The organism is Erwinia artemisiae, assembly GCF_051400835.1.
Taxonomy (GTDB): Bacteria; Pseudomonadota; Gammaproteobacteria; order Enterobacterales; family Enterobacteriaceae; genus Erwinia; species Erwinia aeris.
Map to the genome: position 1 here is coordinate 508,251 of NZ_JBLFFM010000002.1, position 15,367 is coordinate 523,617.

The following is a 15,367-nucleotide window of genomic DNA, read 5'->3' on the forward strand; positions in this document are numbered from 1 at the left end:
TGGGGAACAGGGTCGGATTATACGGCGCGAAGCCGTCGAGTCAACGATTTTGCTTACTAAGCCAATCTGTTGCTGCACTATTGAACAGCCCGCTCCGAATCTGTGCCTGACAGCGGCGCGCGCTTCTGCCAGAATAGGCGCCATCTCCCGTTTCAACTCAACACAGATGGATCCTCTCTCTGATGGCAGCAAAGATTATTGACGGTAAAACGATTGCGCAGCAGGTGCGCCTTGAGGTTGCAGAAAAAGTGCAGCAGCGTCTGGCCGCGGGTAAACGCGCGCCTGGCCTGGCGGTGGTACTGGTAGGTGAGAACCCGGCTTCACAAATCTACGTGGGCAGCAAACGCCGTGCCTGTGAAGAAGTGGGCTTTATCTCCCGCTCTTACGATTTGCCGGCCTCCACCAGCGAAGCGGAGCTGCTGGCGCTGATCGATAAGCTGAACGACGATAGCGAAATTGACGGCATTCTGGTGCAGCTGCCGCTCCCGGCAGGCATTGATAACGTAAAGGTGCTGGAGCGCATCTCGCCGTCAAAAGACGTCGATGGATTCCATCCTTATAACGTTGGTCGCCTGTGCCAGCGCGCGCCTAAGCTGCGTCCCTGTACGCCGCGCGGCATCGTCACGCTGCTAGAGCGTTATAACATTGACACCTTTGGCCTGAACGCCGTGGTGGTTGGCGCGTCCAATATCGTTGGTCGTCCAATGAGCATGGAGCTGCTGCTGGCAGGCTGCACCACTACCGTTACCCATCGCTTTACCAAAAACCTTCGTCACCATATCGAACATGCCGATCTGTTGGTGGTGGCCGTAGGTAAACCAAACTTTATTCCTGGCGACTGGATCAAGCCTGGCGCGATCGTGATTGACGTGGGCATTAATCGTCTGGAAAGCGGCAAAGTGGTTGGTGACGTAGATTTTGCTGCAGCTTCCGAGCGGGCAGCTTATATTACGCCGGTTCCAGGCGGTGTTGGCCCGATGACCGTGGCAACGCTGATTCAGAATACCCTGCAAGCCTGCGAAGAATTTCATGATGGAGCAGTACAATAATGGCAACTTTTTCTCTGGGTAAACATGCCCACGTCGATTTATGCGATCTGCTGAAGCTGGAAGGTTGGGTGGAAAGCGGCGGTGCGGCTAAAGACGCAATCGCGGACGGCCAGGTTACGGTAGATGGCAAAACAGAAACCCGTAAACGCTGTAAAATCGTTGCGGGCCAGACCGTCAGCTTTAACGGCAACAGCATCACCGTCGCTGAGTAAAGTCAGCTGCAGGCTGCATTTTAAAAGCTGAGCGGTCGGTGAAGAAAGTAAAAACCATTCAGGAGCCAATTGGCTCCTGAACTTTTTTAGCTTATTTACGACGCCAGCTGGTTCCCTGCGGGCCGTCTTCCAGCACGATCCCCATCCCGACCAGCTTGTCACGCGCCAGGTCAGCCTGCGCCCAGTTTTTCTCTTTACGTGCATCCAGGCGCATTTTGATCAGCGCTTCGATCTCGGCGACCTCATCGTCGTTACTTTGCGCACCGCTCTGCAAAAAGACTTCAGGATCCTGTTCCAGCAGGCCCAGCACGCCAGCCAGCTGACGCAGTTTTGCCGCCAGCCCGTTTGCGGCCGCCCTGTCTTCGGTTTTCAGGCGGTTAACGTCGCGCGCCATATCAAAGAGCACGGAATAGGCTTCCGGCGTGTTGAAATCGTCGTCCATCGCCTCGCGGAAACGGGCTTCAAAAGCCTCGCCGCCCACGGCTTCAGCCTGCGGATCGGTGTTGCGCAGCGCGGTATAAAGCCTTTCCAGCGCCGCGCGCGCCTGCTTCAGGTTATCTTCGCCGTAATTCAGCTGGCTGCGATAGTGGCCCGACATCAGGAAGTAGCGCACGGTCTCGGCATCGAAATAGCCCAGCACGTCGCGCACGGTAAAGAAGTTGTTCAGCGACTTGGACATCTTTTCACGGTCAACCATCACCATGCCGGAATGCATCCAGTAGTTGACGTAGGGGCCGTCATGCGCGCAGGTAGACTGGGCGATTTCGTTTTCATGATGCGGGAACATCAGGTCGGAACCGCCGCCGTGAATATCGAAGTGCTCGCCAAGCTGCTTGCAGTTCATGGCGGAACATTCAATATGCCAGCCCGGACGCCCCTCGCCCCACGGCGAAGGCCAGCCCGGCTCATTGGCCTTGGACATTTTCCACAGCACAAAATCCATAGGATTACGTTTAACGTCGGCGGCCACCTCAACGCGCGCACCGGCCTGGAGCTGTTCCAGATCCTGACGCGACAGCAGGCCGTAATCGGCGTCGCTGGCAACAGAGAACATCACGTCGCCGTTGCTGGCGACGTAAGCATGGTCGCGCTCAATAAGCTTGCTGACCAGTTCAATGATGTCGGCGATATGGTGCGTAGCGCGAGGTTCCAGATCCGGCGGCAGAATATTCAGCGCGGCGAAGTCAGCGTGCATTTCCGCGATCATCCGATCGGTCAGCACGTCGATAGTTTCGCCGTTTTCGTTGGCGCGCTTGATGATTTTGTCATCAATATCGGTGATGTTACGCACGTACTTCAGCGAGTAGCCTAAATAGCGCAGATAGCGGGCGACCACGTCAAAGGCAATAAAGGTGCGCCCGTGACCAATATGACACAGGTCATAGACGGTGATGCCGCACACGTACATGCCGATTTGACCGGCATGAATAGGCTTAAATTCCTCTTTTTGACGACTCAGGGTGTTGAAAATCTTTAGCATTGAGACATTCCGTTTTTAACGTGTGCGATCGTGATAGTAACAGGCATATTCTGCCGTATTGTTAACGCAAGCGCCACGCAAAGCAAGGTTCGGCACGCTTCCGTTTATGCGGCGGTGCTGACTCGTCATCACATTTTGTGATATAAGAGCCCTCTATTTTATCGCCTGTCAGCCTGATTATTCCGCTGACGGCAGCTAAATCCACCCCTTCAACCTTTACAGGATGAGAATATGGTCACTTTCCAGACTAACCATGGCGATATCGTTATCAAAACCTTTGACGATAAAGCGCCTGAAACTGTTAAAAACTTCCTGGATTACTGCCGTGAAGGTTTTTACGACAACACCATTTTCCACCGTGTTATCAACGGCTTTATGATCCAGGGCGGCGGTTTTGAGCCTGGCATGCAGCAGAAAGCCACCAAAGCGGAAATCCGTAACGAAGCCAACAACGGCCTGAAAAACACCAAAGGCACGCTGGCGATGGCCCGTACCCAGGCGCCACACTCCGCGACCGCGCAGTTCTTCATTAACGTGGCGGACAACGACTTCCTGAACTTCCGTGACGAAAGTCTGCAGGGCTGGGGCTACTGCGTCTTTGCTGAAGTTGTGGAAGGTATGGACGTGGTTGAGAAAATCAAAGCCGTTTCTACTGGCCGCAGCGGAATGCATCAGGACGTGCCAAAAGAAGACGTCGTGATCCAGAAAGTCACCGTTAGCGAATAATGTCGCATACGCTGTTTATCGCAGATTTACATCTGTGTGAAGAAGAACCGGCAATCACTGCCGGTTTTCTTGCTTTTTTGCGGCGTGACGCGCGTCAGGCCGATGCACTGTACATCCTCGGTGACCTGTTTGAGGCCTGGATTGGCGATGACGATCCCAATCCGCTTCACGCCAAAGTCGCCGCCGCGCTTGATGAATTAAGGCTGGCGGGCGTTCCCTGCTACTTTATTCACGGCAACCGCGATTTCCTGCTCGGTCAGCGCTTTGCAAAATCATGCGGTATGCGGCTGCTGCCGGAAGCGCAACGGCTGGAGCTGTATGGTCGGCCGCTGCTGATTATGCATGGCGACACGCTGTGTACTGATGACGAAGGCTATCAGCGCTTTCGCCGCAAGGTCCATCAGCGCTGGCTGCAAAAGCTTTTCCTGTCGCTGCCGCTGTCGCTGCGCCAGCGTATCGCTCAGAAAATGCGTGCTGGCAGCAAGCAGGCCAACAGCAGCAAAACGATGGCGATTATGGACGTTAATAACGAAGCCGTTACCTATACGATGAGCCGCTATCAGGTGCAGTGCCTTATTCATGGCCATACGCACCGCCCCGCCGTTCATACGCTCACCGTTAACGGTCTGCCCGCCGAACGCGTGGTGCTGGGCGCCTGGCACACGGAAGGATCGATGATCCGCGTAACCTCATCCGGAACGGAACTGATCGCTTTTCCCCTGTAAATTCTTCCCATATTGCGTCGACCAAAACGCTTGCTGTCTGAGCTACGCCAAAAGCCTCCCGGCTTAACGTTCCGGCATCTGATGCAGTGGCTTTAAGCCTGCTGCTGGTCAGCTGACAGGCGCGAAGTTCCCCATTCCGTGATGCGATTGAACCGACGCAACCGTTTTCCTGCCCGGTGAGTCATGCTATTCTCTCAGCCCTTCCTGTCTGGCTGACCGACCAGCTTTCAGACACTGTTTGTATAATCACAGGAGTCACACCCGCATGTCTTCTACTGCCGCACCGGCCCGCATCGCCATTGTAATGGGTTCTAAAAGCGACTGGGCAACCATGCAATTCGCCGCGGATATTCTCACCAGCCTGGCCGTTCCTTTTCATTGTGAAGTGGTTTCAGCGCACCGTACGCCGGACAAGCTGTTCAGCTTTGCGGAACAGGCCGCAGAGAACGGTATTCAGGTTATTATCGCCGGCGCTGGCGGCGCGGCGCACCTGCCCGGCATGCTGGCGGCGAAAACGCTGGTGCCCGTGCTGGGCGTACCGGTGCAGAGCGCGGCGCTGAGCGGCGTTGACAGCCTTTACTCCATTGTCCAGATGCCGCGCGGCATCCCGGTCGGCACGCTGGCTATCGGTAAAGCAGGCGCGGCTAATGCGGCGCTGCTGGCCGCACAAATCCTGGCGCTACACGATGCGGAGTTAAACCAGCGTCTGTCCGCCTGGCGTCAAAGCCAGACTGACGAAGTTCTGAATAACCCGGATCCGCGGGAGGAAGCATGAAGCCAGTCTGCGTATTAGGAAATGGTCAGCTGGGGCGGATGCTACGCCAGGCTGGTGAACCGTTGGGAATAGCCGTTTATCCTGTCGGGCTGGATGCGGAACCGGAAGCGCTGCCTATCCAACAAAGCGTGATCACGGCGGAAATCGAACGCTGGCCGGAAACGGCGCTGACGCGTGAACTCTCGCATCATAATGCCTTTGTAAACCGCGATATTTTTCCGCTGCTGGCCGATCGTCTGACGCAAAAACAGCTGCTGGATCGGCTGAACCTGGCTACCGCGCCCTGGCAGCTGCTGAGCGATGCCGCGCAGTGGCCCGATGTTTTCGCCAGGCTGGGCGAGCTGGCTATCGTTAAGCGCCGTACGGGCGGCTACGATGGTCGCGGCCAGTGGCGTTTACGGCAGAACGATGTCGCTTCCCTGCCTGCGGATTGCTACGGCGAGTGCATTGTGGAACAGGGCATTAATTTTTCCGGCGAGGTGTCTCTGGTTGGCGCTCGCGCTCATGACGGCCGCACGGTTTTCTATCCCCTCACCCACAATCTGCATCAGGACGGTATTCTGCGCGCCAGCGTCGCGTTACCGACGCCGGATGCGGAACGTCAACAGCAGGCTGAAAGTATGCTGGCCGCTATTATGAACGAGCTGGACTATGTAGGCGTTATGGCCATGGAATGCTTTGTGGTGCCGGAAGGACTGCTGATTAACGAGCTGGCGCCCCGCGTGCACAACAGCGGCCACTGGACGCAGAACGGCGCTTCCATCAGCCAGTTCGAGCTGCATCTGCGCGCCATTCTGGATCTGCCTTTGCCTGCGCCCGTCGTCAGCACGCCGTCGGTTATGATTAACCTGATCGGCACGGCAGTTAACCTTGCGTGGCTGGAGCACCCGCTGGTTCGCCTGCACTGGTATGAAAAAGAAGTGCGTCCGGGACGCAAGGTAGGGCACCTGAACCTTTGCGATACCAGCCGTGAATCGCTTCAGCAGGCACTGAGCGCGCTGGCGCAGGATTTACCTGCCGATTATGCTGAAGGCATTGCCTGGGCAAACACCCATCTGAAAAAAGACAGTGCTTAACTGTACTTAAGTATGGCTATTAATTTGTTGGTGAAAGTCGTATTGTATTGGCGAACAAAACAATAAATACATAATACTATTAAGTAATTAGAAGTTTTTTTTGCCAACACCAAGGGAACCACTCTCAGATTTTCTGGATAAACACGTAAATTTTGCTTCATGATTGACGTGTCAGGGTCTGGTTTGGTTCTCCTCCCTCGCTTCTCTCATCAAATTGTGCCCTTACGTCAACACCCTGTTTCTTCAGCTTCCATAAAAAGTTACTATGATTTTTCGGCTGCGCCGGACGTGCTGAACATTATTCCGCCATTTACTTTAACGCCGCTCATCTACGGCAGCCTGTCTGAGCAGGGTGCATCGTTAGGTCTGGCTTTAAAAACATGGTAAAGTCGGCTATTGACGATGGAAGCCCCACTTTCTCAGGGAGATAATTACATGTCTAAATCATATTTTAGTAATCAGGTTATCAATTCCTCCATAAAAGATTACCTTGAGAGGAAACTGACTCAGTTCAGTAACGTTAAGTATGCCTATGCGATTATGAGTAAACGCAACCCTGCGGATTTCTCTATAATTTCTAACAGGCCGGAATGGTTTCAGGTTTATGTCGAAAACAACTTTCAGTTTATCGATCCCGTTCTGATCACGGCGCTTTACCGTGTTTCGCCCTTCTCATGGGACGAAAACATTATGCTGAACAAGGGCGTCAAGGTTCCTAAGCTTTTTGATATGGCGCGTAACCACAATATCATCAACGGCTATACGTTTGTTCTTCACGACCACAATAACAATCTTGTCGTGCTCTCAATCATGCTGGACGAGCACTGTGACGATAATATTGAAGAAGTGATCCAGACGAATAAAAGCAAATTGCAAATGCTGCTGATTAACGCCCATGAAAAGCTGACGGAGCTGTATCAGGAGCAGGCAAGAAAAACTGATTTTGATGAAATGAACACGCGGGAAATATTCTCTAAAAGAGAGAATGAGATTATTTACTGGGCCAGCGTGGGCAAATCCTACCAGGAAATCGCGTTAATTCTGGGCATCAAGCTCACCACGGTTAAATATCATATTGGTAACGCGGTGAAAAAGTTGGGCGTTACCAATATGAAACATGCCATCAGATTAAGCATTGAGCTACAGCTAATCAGGCCGGTGCTGACTGACGGGGAATGAGAGCGGCCAGGCATCCAGGGCCATTGTTAACTCGGGTGCCTTAGATTTTACCAGGTCAATCAATATACGCTGGTTATCATCATCTACAGGCATAAAGATCAGGAATATCTTTTCTTTTTTCTCGGAAAGACTTTGTGCCTCTACCGAAACCTTCCAGCCAGAACGCTTAAAAATGAGATACATAGGATGGCTGACGATGGCGTATATGCCGTCATATTTATAGTGCCGGGCATAATTAATCATCGATAAAAAAAGCAGCGCGCTGACGGGTTTCTCACGCAGCTTTAACATCGTCATCCGCTCTTTATCGATAAACAGACGGCTGGCCTCTACGTAGTTCCCTTCGGGAAGCGTAAAATCTTTAAACCATGACCGGAACGTGCCGGTAATCATATTCGGGTGTTGGGTTTCTATAAAGCGAAGGCTACAAACGCAGGTATCCTGGTGGACGCCAAAAACATAAGTGGTTTGTTCATTATCATATTCATCGAACTCCATCTCATCCTGGCTGTTGACCATCCAGTTGAGTCTGTCTTTAAATACTCTTTTTCTTAAACCAAATAGCTCAGTTGACTTCATTTCAGAGAGATGACGATATTTTATATCCAGCAGATCCAACATTTCAGCTATTTCCCTATTCCACTATCTACGTTATTTATGACCTTTATCACAGCCCGCAGGAAAGCAAAACCGGTCAGGCGAAACGATTCAGAGGTTCCCGGCCGCCTCAGAATACGAAAGAAAATAAATGATAAAGGCCGATACATATCGGCCTTTATTCTACGCTGCGTTATACCCTCGGAACAATGCCTTTCCTTTAAGTAACCTTATGCCTAACCAGCCGCCGCACAGCGACAGTAAACAGGTGCCGGCCAGAGGCAACGTTACCCACAGGAGATAGTCGGGCTGCCACGGGAAATCAAACACCTTACGCTGCAGGCCCCACAGCGCCGCCTCGGCGCCCAGCGTGGCGGCGATGCCGGAGACGCAGCCCAGCAGCGCAAACTCGCACCACAGCGTGTGCCTCAGCAGCTTTTTACCGGCGCCCAGCGTTCGATATACCACCAGCTCCTGCCTGCGCTGACGCATCCCGACCTGTATCTGCGCCAGCAGCAGTAAAATACCGCAGGCGGTGACCAGCACGACCATGATCTCCAGCGCCTGGCTCACCTGCGCCAGCACCTGCCCTATTTGCCGCAGGATAGTGCCGATATCCAGCAGGCTGAGTGTAGGAAAGGCACGATTCAGCTGCGCCAGCAGCGCATTATCATGATCAAGCCGAAAGCTGGTCAGCCAGGTTTGCGGCTGTCCATCCAACGCGCCGGGCGGAAAGATAAAGAAAAAGTTGGGCTTGAGGCTTTCCCAGTCCACTTTGCGCAGACTGGTAATTTTTGCAGAGAAGGTTTGCGTATCGCCGGTGAAGGTCAGCGTATCGCCAGGCTTAACGCCCAGCCTCTCCGCCAGCGCTTCTTCTATCGAGACTTCGCCCGCCCGGGGCGGCCAGCTACCGGCAACCAGCGGATTATGGTCGGGCAGCTTTTCAAGCCAGGTCAGGTTAAGCTCGCGGTTCAGCGCGTTATCCAGCGACGGATCGGCAGGCTGCTGATTAATCGAGGTTAGCCGCGCTCTGACAATCGGATAAAAAGTCTGTGGCTGGATATGATGTTGCTCCAGGAAAGCACGCACCGGCGAGATTTGCTCCCCGGTTAAATTAAGCAGGAAATAATTAGGGCTGTCGGGCGGGAGCTGCTGCTGCCAGCGATCGAGCAGATCGCCGCGCATAACCAGCAGCAGAGCCAGCAGCATAAAAGAAAGCGAAAAAGCGGCCAGCTGGCTGAAGGTCGCCGAGGGCTGACGCAGCAGTCGGTTAACCGCCAGCCGGAAAGCCAGGTTACGCACGCGCAGCCGCCGCAGCAGCAACAACGCGCCCCACCCCAGCCCGCCCAGCAGCAGCGTCAGTAGCAGGATGCCGGCGATCAGCGCCCAGAGCAGCCTGCTGCCGCCGACCAGCAGTGCAAGCAGAACCACTATCGTCAGCGCCATTATCGGAAGATAAAATTTCAGCGGCCAGACGGAAGCGATGACATCGCGCCGCAGCACCCGCAGCGGCTGGGTAGCCAGCAACAGCCGATAGGGCCGCAGGCCAACCAGCAGGGAAATGGCAAACAGCGATCCCGTTGCCCACAGCCAGGGCCAGAAACTGGCCGCAGGCAGTTCGCCCGGCAATACCGGCCGCAGCATTTGCAGCAGCAGCGCCTCAAAGCCTTTTCCCACGATGCCGCCGCAAAGCGCCGCCAGCAGCAGCACGGCCAGCCACTGACCGACAATCAGTTTGCGCAGGGCCGCTCTGTTGGCGCCCAGCGTCTTCAGCACGGCAACCAGATCGTAACGGCTGCGGCAGTAGTGGTTCATGGCGACAACCACGGCGGCAATCGCCAGCATCAGCGTCAGCAGCGCTGAAAGCAGTAAAAATTGCTGCGCGCGCTGCATCGATTTGCCGAGGGCGTCCTCTGAGTTCTCCACGCTGATCCAGCGCTGTTCGGGCTGAATACGCGCCGCGATAAAGCGGTCGTAGTTCGCCAGCTGCGAAGCCGTCCCGGCAAATTTATAACGCCATGTCACCCGGCTTCCCGGCTGAATGGCGCCGGTCTTTGCCACATCCGCCAGGTTCATTAACAGACGCGGCGCGGTCTGAAAGGGATTAAACCCGGCGTCGGGTTCCTGAATGACCTCTCCGGCTACGTGCAGCGTGGCATCGCCCACGTCCAGCTTGCTGCCCGCCTTCACATCCAGCAGCGCCAGCAGCCGCGGTGCGGCCAGCACGGTGCCCGCCACGGGACGCAGCCCGGCGGGTTCGGTAGCAAGCTGGCCGAACATCGGATAGCGGTCGTCCACGGCTTTTACGGCAGCCAGCTGCGGCGTGTCGCTGGCGAAGGTCATGGTCATAAACGTCAGCTGACGGCCCACCTGCAACCCTTCGCGGCGTGCCTCATCCAGCCAGGCTTGCGGCACCTCGCGCGAGCTTTGCAGCGTGCGGTCGCCCGCCATATAGTCGCGGCTTTGCTGGGTCAGCCCCTTTTCCATCCTGTCGCTGAGCGATCCCAGCGCCAGCACGCAGGCCACCGCCAGCGTTAGCGCCAGCCAGACGATCAGCAGCGAAGGCGATTTCCATTCCCGCCAGAACCAGCGCCAGATCATACTTCCTCCTGAAGTTTGCCATCGCGCATTCTTAAGCGGCGATCGCAGCGGGCGGCCAGCTGCTCGTCATGAGTCACCAGGATCAGCGTGGTGGCAAAATCGCGATTCAGTGAAAACAGCTGCTCGACGATCCGTTCGCCCGTCTGGCGATCGAGATTACCGGTCGGCTCATCGGCGAACAGCAGCGCCGGACGTCCGCTAAAGGCACGCGCTAACGCCACGCGCTGCTGCTCGCCGCCGGAAAGCTGCGACGGCAGATGGCTCAGGCGCGCCGACAGCCCCAGCTGGCCCAGCAGGTTTTTCGCCTGTTCGCGGCTTTGCGCATCGCTTTCGCCGCGCAGCAGCGCTGGCAGCTGCACGTTTTCCAGCGCGTTCAGCGTCGGCACCAGCATAAAAGACTGAAACACAAAGCCGACGCTTTTAGCACGCAGCGCTGCCCGCTGTTCCTCATCCATCTGATGTAAAGGCGACCCCAGCAGAAAAACTTCGCCTTCGCTGCCGTCGTCCAGACCGGCCAGGATCCCTAACAGCGTCGACTTCCCGGAACCGGACTCGCCGATTAGCGCGATGGTCTCGGCCGGTTTGACAACCAGCTCAACTCCGGTAAGGATGGAAAGCTGATGCTCACCCTGACCGACGGACTTACTAAGACGATGAACTTCAAGAATGTTTTCCGCTGGCATTACCTTATCCTGTTATTTTTGGCTCTGACGACGCTGCGTGCGGCGGCGGCGGACAAATTGCTGGTGCTGGGCGACAGCCTGAGCGCGGGCTATCGCATGTCCGCCAGCGCCGCGTGGCCAGCGTTACTCAATGATAAATGGCAGAAATCTCCCGTCATTATTAACGGTAGCATAAGCGGCGATACGGCGGCGCAGGGTCTGGCCCGACTGCCCGCTTTGCTGCAGCAGCATCAGCCTCGCTGGGTGCTGATTGAGCTGGGCGGCAACGACGGGCTGCGCGGTTTTCCTCCTCAGCAGCTGGAGCAGGAACTGCGGCAAATTATTCGCCTGGTGAAAACGGCTGGCGCACAGCCGCTGCTGATGCAGGTTCGCCTGCCGCCTAACTATGGCCGTCGCTATACCGAAGCATTCAGCGACGTTTACCCCAGACTGGCGAAAGAGTTTTCTCTGCCGCTGCTGCCCTTTTTTATGGAGCGGGTCTATCTGAAGCCGGAATGGATGCAGCAGGACGGCATTCACCCGAATCCTGATGCGCAGCCCTTTATTGCCGATCAGATGGCAAAAGCGCTGGCTCCGCTAGTTAACCATGAGTAACCGAGATTGCAGATCGCCTACAGGTAAAGTTATGCAAAAAACAGTTGTTATCACCGGCTGCTCCAGCGGGATCGGCCTGGTCGCCGCCAACGATCTGCTGCGACGCGGCTACCGTATTCTGGCCGTCTGCCGTAAACCGGAAGACGTGCAGCGCATGGACGAGCTGGGTTTTACCGGCGTCGAAATGGATCTGAACAGCAGCGAAAGCGTTATCCGCGCGGCAGAGCAGATCCTTGCTTTAAGCGATAACCGGATTTTCGCGCTGTTTAATAACGGCGGCTATGGCGTTTACGGCCCGCTTACCGCAATTAGCCGTCAACAGATGGAACAGCAGTTCGCCACCAACTTTTTCGGCACGCATCAGCTGACGATGCTGCTGCTGCCGGCTTTACGCGCCAGCGGCGACGCGCGCGTTATCAATACCAGCTCGGTAATGGGCCTGATCGCCACGCCGGGACGCGGCGCCTACGCGGCCAGCAAATATGCGCTGGAAGCCTGGTCCGACACGCTGCGCATGGAGCTGCACGGCAGCGGCGTTCAGGTCAGCCTGATTGAGCCAGGCCCGATCAAAACCCGTTTTACCGACAATGTGAATCAGGCCGAACGGGAGAAACCGGTAGAAAATCCCGGTATCGCCGCCCGCTTTACGCTGCCGCCGGAGGCGATCCTGCCGAAGCTGCGCCACGCGCTGGAGAGCCCGCGACCTCGCTTACGCTATCCTGTAACGATGGTCGCTCACGCCATCACGCTGCTGCGGCGTATTTTGCCGGGCCGGATGCTGGATCGCATTTTGCGCGGTAAACCGACGCAGACGCCAACAAAACCTTGAAGCCAAAGCATCCGCCCCAATAAAGTAAGAAACCCGGAATAAAGAGACGAATTCATGTCATCACAAGCTGCTATTGTCACCATTAACGAAAGCAACCTGCATCAGACGCTTGAGCAGTCGATGCAGATCCCCGTGCTGTTTTACTTCTGGTCTGCGCGCAGCCAGCACTGTCAGGAGCTGACGCCGCTGCTGGAGCGCCTGGCGCAGGAGTATGCCGGTCAGTTTATCCTTGCCGAGCTGGACTGCGACGCGGAGCCTGCCGTTGCCCAGCAGTTTGGCCTGCGCGCCATTCCTACCGTTTATCTGTTCCAGAACGGTCAGCCGGTAGACGGTTTCCAGGGCCCGCAGCCGGAAGAAGCCGTGCGCGCGCTGCTGCACAAGGTGCTGCCGAAAGAAGAAGAGCTGAAGGCGCAGCAGGCCATGCAGCTGGTGGAGGAAGGTAAGCCGCTGGAAGCGCTGCCGCTGCTGAAAGAAGCCTGGCAGTTAAGCAACCAAAACAGCGAAATGGGCTTTCTGCTGGCCGAGGTGTTAATTAGCCTGAACCGCAGCGATGAAGCGCAGGCGGTGCTGGACGTGGTGCCGTTACAGGATAAAGATACACGCTATCAGGGGCTGATCGCCCAAATCGACCTGCTGAAGCAGGCGGCCGATACGCCGGAAATTCAGCAGCTGCAGCAGCAAATTGATGCCGATCCTGACAACCCTGAACTGGCGACCAGGCTGGCCGTTCAGCTGCATCAGGTCGGCCGCAACGAAGAGGCGCTGGCGCTGCTGTTCGGCCATTTGCAAAAAGATTTAGGCGCGGCGGACGGCCATGCGCGCAAGATCCTGCAGGAGATCCTGGCGGCGCTGGGCACGGGCGATGCGCTGGCCGCAAAATACCGTCGCCAGCTCTATTCCCTGCTTTACTAACAAAGCATCCGGGCTGAATGGATCAGCCCGTTTTTCAACAACCCGGAGGTTATATGTTGACTGTTATTCCCGTTATTATTCTTGTCGCGCTGGTGCTTGTCTGGTCCGGCATCAAAATTGTGCCGCAGGGCTACCAATGGACGGTCGAACGTTTTGGCCGCTACACCAAAACGCTGCAGCCCGGCCTTAACCTTCTGGTGCCCTTTATGGATCGCGTTGGTCGCAAGATCAACATGATGGAACAGGTGCTGGATATCCCCTCGCAGGAAATCATCTCGAAAGATAACGCCAGCGTGACTATCGATGCCGTCTGCTTTATTCAGGTAATCGACTCGCCACGCGCGGCCTACGAGGTCAGCAACCTTGAGCTGGCTATCGTGAATTTAACCATGACCAATATGCGTACCGTACTGGGCTCGATGGAGCTGGACGAGATGCTGTCGCAGCGCGATAACATCAACACCCGGCTGCTGCGTATCGTGGATGAAGCGACCAACCCGTGGGGCGTCAAAATTACCCGCATTGAAATTCGCGACGTGCGGCCACCGGCCGAGCTGATTGCCTCTATGAACGCGCAGATGAAGGCGGAACGTACCAAGCGCGCCGATATTCTGGAAGCGGAAGGCGTCCGCCAGGCCGCGATCCTGCGTGCGGAAGGCGAGAAGCAGTCACAGATCCTGAAAGCGGAGGGCGAGCGCCAGTCAGCTTTCCTCCAGGCCGAGGCGAGGGAACGCGGCGCAGAAGCCGAAGCACGCGCCACCAAAATGGTTTCAGAAGCCATCGCCGCCGGGGATATTCAGGCCATCAACTACTTCGTGGCGCAGAAATACACCGATGCGCTGCAGAAGATTGGCACCTCGCAAAGCAGCAAAATGATTATGATGCCGCTGGAATCGTCAAGCCTGATCGGTTCGGTCGCTGGCATCGCCGAGCTGCTGAAGGAAACCAAAAAAGACAGGCAAAGCTGATGGCGAGCGAACTGTTCGCCAATCCTGCCTGGCTGTGGCTGACGCTGGGCGGCATCCTGCTTGCGGCGGAAATGCTGGGCGCCAGCGGCTATCTGCTCTGGAGCGGCGTCGCTGCCGTGCTGGTCAGCCTGCTGGTCTGGCTGGTGCCGCTGCCCTGGGAGTGGCAGGGTTTATGCTTTGCCATCCTGACCATCCTTTCCGCGCTGTGGTGGTATAGCTGGCTGCGCGGCCGGGATCGTAAGCAGCCGCCCTCCTCGCTTAACCAGCGCGGCAGCCAGCTGATTGGCTCTGCGCTACGGCTGGAGGAAGCGCTGCACGACGGTATAGGGCATATTCGCGTTGGCGACAGCAGCTGGCGCGTCCAGGCTACGGAAAACCTTCCTGCCGGTACGCCGGTTACGGTGGTGGCGGTGGAAGGGATTACGCTGCGGATCGTCAGGCGAGATCCCAACAACGAGCAATCGGCGTAGCCCTTTCGATTTTTACGGGCCGTAAAGATGCCTTAGCGAGCGCCCGCTTAACGCCCCTTGCTCTCGTGGCAGCATCCCGCCAGGTTATCAATAATAGGGCAATCGGCGCCCTCATCGCCCGGACAGCTGGCCGCCAGCGCCAGCAGCCGCTCGCGCATCAGGTTCAGTTCGCTGATATGCGCTTCGATTTCCGCCACTTTATTCAGCGTTCTGGCTTTTACCTCGGCGCTATGGCGCTGCGGATTGTGGAAGAGCAGCAGCATTTCACGGCACTCTTCCAGGCTAAAGCCCACCTGGCGCGACTGGCGCAGCAGCGTCAGCTCCTCCAGATGCTTTGTCGTGTAGTGGCGATAGCCGTTCTCGCCGCGCGAAGGCGCGGTCAACAACCCTTTTTCCTCATAAAATCGGATGGCCTTGCTGGTCAGCCCGGTTTTTTTAGCTACGTCGCTAATGTTCATATAGGGATCCGCCTGTCTGCTATCGCTTAATTT

The 15,367-nt window shown here is 56.2% G+C and carries 17 protein-coding genes; 12 read left to right on the forward strand and 5 right to left on the reverse strand.

Annotated features, from left to right (window positions below; translation table 11 throughout):
* Positions 1-182 precede the first annotated feature (182 nt).
* Positions 183-1,049 carry a bifunctional methylenetetrahydrofolate dehydrogenase/methenyltetrahydrofolate cyclohydrolase FolD gene (folD, locus tag ACMGEE_RS07045; RefSeq protein ID WP_301252380.1) on the forward strand — a complete coding sequence of 289 codons (867 nt, stop codon included), beginning with the start codon at positions 183-185 and terminating at the stop codon, positions 1,047-1,049.
* The gene (gene ybcJ / locus ACMGEE_RS07050; protein WP_301252378.1) at positions 1,049-1,261 is read left to right on the forward strand and encodes a ribosome-associated protein YbcJ; all 213 of its coding nucleotides are present in this window, start codon (positions 1,049-1,051) and stop codon (positions 1,259-1,261) included. The genes folD and ybcJ overlap by 1 nt, the downstream gene beginning before the upstream one ends.
* Positions 1,262-1,352: 91 nt before the next feature.
* Here the strand turns inward: ybcJ and cysS are convergent, their stop codons facing one another.
* Positions 1,353-2,741, reverse strand: a complete 1,389-nt coding sequence (gene cysS, locus ACMGEE_RS07055) for a cysteine--tRNA ligase (protein WP_436829839.1) — start codon at positions 2,739-2,741, stop codon at positions 1,353-1,355.
* A 231-nt stretch (positions 2,742-2,972) separates the two neighbouring features.
* On the opposite strand from cysS, the gene ppiB reads away from it, so the two are divergent.
* The 5 genes from ppiB (at position 2,973) to ACMGEE_RS07080 (ending at position 7,222) form a co-directional block, all read left to right on the forward strand.
* Positions 2,973-3,467, forward strand: coding sequence for a peptidylprolyl isomerase B (ppiB, locus tag ACMGEE_RS07060; protein WP_125288486.1), 495 nt, complete (start codon positions 2,973-2,975; stop codon positions 3,465-3,467).
* Complete coding sequence (lpxH, locus tag ACMGEE_RS07065; protein ID WP_253454990.1) at positions 3,467-4,192, forward strand: UDP-2,3-diacylglucosamine diphosphatase; 726 nt, start codon at positions 3,467-3,469, stop codon at positions 4,190-4,192. Before ppiB ends, lpxH begins: the two co-directional genes overlap by 1 nt.
* 265 nt (positions 4,193-4,457) lie before the next feature.
* Positions 4,458-4,967 (forward strand): 5-(carboxyamino)imidazole ribonucleotide mutase, encoded by a 510-nt coding sequence (purE, locus tag ACMGEE_RS07070; protein WP_253454991.1) that lies wholly within the window; start codon positions 4,458-4,460, stop codon positions 4,965-4,967.
* Complete coding sequence (gene purK / locus ACMGEE_RS07075; RefSeq protein ID WP_369896314.1) at positions 4,964-6,043, forward strand: 5-(carboxyamino)imidazole ribonucleotide synthase; 1,080 nt, start codon at positions 4,964-4,966, stop codon at positions 6,041-6,043. The genes purE and purK overlap by 4 nt, the downstream gene beginning before the upstream one ends.
* Positions 6,044-6,478: 435 nt before the next feature.
* Positions 6,479-7,222 carry a helix-turn-helix transcriptional regulator gene (locus ACMGEE_RS07080; protein WP_125288482.1) on the forward strand — a complete coding sequence of 248 codons (744 nt, stop codon included), beginning with the start codon at positions 6,479-6,481 and terminating at the stop codon, positions 7,220-7,222.
* Here the strand turns inward: ACMGEE_RS07080 and ACMGEE_RS07085 are convergent.
* The 3 genes from ACMGEE_RS07085 to ybbA all read right to left on the reverse strand — a co-directional run bounded on the left by ACMGEE_RS07085 (position 7,190) and on the right by ybbA (position 11,103).
* Positions 7,190-7,843, reverse strand: a complete 654-nt coding sequence (locus tag ACMGEE_RS07085; protein ID WP_253454994.1) for an acyl-homoserine-lactone synthase — start codon at positions 7,841-7,843, stop codon at positions 7,190-7,192. The genes ACMGEE_RS07080 and ACMGEE_RS07085 overlap by 33 nt on opposite strands.
* A gap of 159 nt (positions 7,844-8,002) precedes the next feature.
* Positions 8,003-10,420: a putative ABC transporter permease subunit YbbP gene (gene ybbP / locus ACMGEE_RS07090; protein WP_253454995.1), complete on the reverse strand. Its 2,418-nt coding sequence runs from the start codon at positions 10,418-10,420 to the stop codon at positions 8,003-8,005.
* Complete coding sequence (gene ybbA, locus ACMGEE_RS07095; protein WP_301729874.1) at positions 10,417-11,103, reverse strand: putative ABC transporter ATP-binding protein YbbA; 687 nt, start codon at positions 11,101-11,103, stop codon at positions 10,417-10,419. The genes ybbP and ybbA overlap by 4 nt, the downstream gene beginning before the upstream one ends.
* Between ybbA and tesA the strand changes: the two genes are divergently transcribed.
* From tesA to ACMGEE_RS07120, 5 genes are read left to right on the forward strand one after another with little or no spacing between them, the layout of a single operon-like run.
* Positions 11,074-11,697: a multifunctional acyl-CoA thioesterase I/protease I/lysophospholipase L1 gene (tesA, locus tag ACMGEE_RS07100; protein ID WP_301729875.1), complete on the forward strand. Its 624-nt coding sequence runs from the start codon at positions 11,074-11,076 to the stop codon at positions 11,695-11,697. The two genes, ybbA and tesA, sit on opposite strands and share 30 nt — an antisense overlap.
* Positions 11,698-11,728: 31 nt before the next feature.
* Positions 11,729-12,526, forward strand: a complete 798-nt coding sequence (locus tag ACMGEE_RS07105) for an SDR family oxidoreductase (RefSeq protein ID WP_301252368.1) — start codon at positions 11,729-11,731, stop codon at positions 12,524-12,526.
* Between the two features lie 54 nt (positions 12,527-12,580).
* Positions 12,581-13,438, forward strand: coding sequence for a co-chaperone YbbN (locus ACMGEE_RS07110; protein ID WP_253454998.1), 858 nt, complete (start codon positions 12,581-12,583; stop codon positions 13,436-13,438).
* A gap of 53 nt (positions 13,439-13,491) precedes the next feature.
* Entirely contained in the window at positions 13,492-14,406 is a 915-nt protein-coding gene (locus tag ACMGEE_RS07115) for an SPFH domain-containing protein (protein ID WP_253454999.1), read from the forward strand.
* On the forward strand, positions 14,406-14,876 hold the full coding sequence (locus ACMGEE_RS07120; RefSeq protein ID WP_253455000.1) for an NfeD family protein: 471 nt from the start codon (positions 14,406-14,408) through the stop codon (positions 14,874-14,876). The genes ACMGEE_RS07115 and ACMGEE_RS07120 overlap by 1 nt, the downstream gene beginning before the upstream one ends.
* Before the next feature lie 47 nt (positions 14,877-14,923).
* Here the strand turns inward: ACMGEE_RS07120 and cueR are convergent, their stop codons facing one another.
* A complete protein-coding gene (cueR, locus tag ACMGEE_RS07125) occupies positions 14,924-15,334 on the reverse strand; it encodes a Cu(I)-responsive transcriptional regulator (RefSeq protein WP_253455001.1) in 411 nt (136 codons plus the stop codon).
* Positions 15,335-15,367 lie beyond the last annotated feature (33 nt).

What these genes read in the sequence shown, in the direction of transcription:
- lpxH (WP_253454990.1), top strand. Translation starts at nt 3,467, where the DNA reads ATGTCGCATACGCTGTTTATCGCAGATTTACATCTGTGTGAAGAAGAA.
- ybbA (WP_301729874.1), bottom strand. Translation starts at nt 11,103, where the DNA reads ATGCCAGCGGAAAACATTCTTGAAGTTCATCGTCTTAGTAAGTCCGTC.
- ACMGEE_RS07120 (WP_253455000.1), top strand. Translation starts at nt 14,406, where the DNA reads ATGGCGAGCGAACTGTTCGCCAATCCTGCCTGGCTGTGGCTGACGCTG.
- folD (WP_301252380.1), top strand. Translation starts at nt 183, where the DNA reads ATGGCAGCAAAGATTATTGACGGTAAAACGATTGCGCAGCAGGTGCGC.
- ACMGEE_RS07115 (WP_253454999.1), top strand. Translation starts at nt 13,492, where the DNA reads ATGTTGACTGTTATTCCCGTTATTATTCTTGTCGCGCTGGTGCTTGTC.
- ACMGEE_RS07105 (WP_301252368.1), top strand. Translation starts at nt 11,729, where the DNA reads ATGCAAAAAACAGTTGTTATCACCGGCTGCTCCAGCGGGATCGGCCTG.
- tesA (WP_301729875.1), top strand. Translation starts at nt 11,074, where the DNA reads ATGAACTTCAAGAATGTTTTCCGCTGGCATTACCTTATCCTGTTATTT.
- ACMGEE_RS07085 (WP_253454994.1), bottom strand. Translation starts at nt 7,843, where the DNA reads ATGTTGGATCTGCTGGATATAAAATATCGTCATCTCTCTGAAATGAAG.
- ACMGEE_RS07080 (WP_125288482.1), top strand. Translation starts at nt 6,479, where the DNA reads ATGTCTAAATCATATTTTAGTAATCAGGTTATCAATTCCTCCATAAAA.
- purK (WP_369896314.1), top strand. Translation starts at nt 4,964, where the DNA reads ATGAAGCCAGTCTGCGTATTAGGAAATGGTCAGCTGGGGCGGATGCTA.
- cueR (WP_253455001.1), bottom strand. Translation starts at nt 15,334, where the DNA reads ATGAACATTAGCGACGTAGCTAAAAAAACCGGGCTGACCAGCAAGGCC.
- cysS (WP_436829839.1), bottom strand. Translation starts at nt 2,741, where the DNA reads ATGCTAAAGATTTTCAACACCCTGAGTCGTCAAAAAGAGGAATTTAAG.
- ybbP (WP_253454995.1), bottom strand. Translation starts at nt 10,420, where the DNA reads ATGATCTGGCGCTGGTTCTGGCGGGAATGGAAATCGCCTTCGCTGCTG.
- ppiB (WP_125288486.1), top strand. Translation starts at nt 2,973, where the DNA reads ATGGTCACTTTCCAGACTAACCATGGCGATATCGTTATCAAAACCTTT.
- purE (WP_253454991.1), top strand. Translation starts at nt 4,458, where the DNA reads ATGTCTTCTACTGCCGCACCGGCCCGCATCGCCATTGTAATGGGTTCT.
- ACMGEE_RS07110 (WP_253454998.1), top strand. Translation starts at nt 12,581, where the DNA reads ATGTCATCACAAGCTGCTATTGTCACCATTAACGAAAGCAACCTGCAT.
- ybcJ (WP_301252378.1), top strand. Translation starts at nt 1,049, where the DNA reads ATGGCAACTTTTTCTCTGGGTAAACATGCCCACGTCGATTTATGCGAT.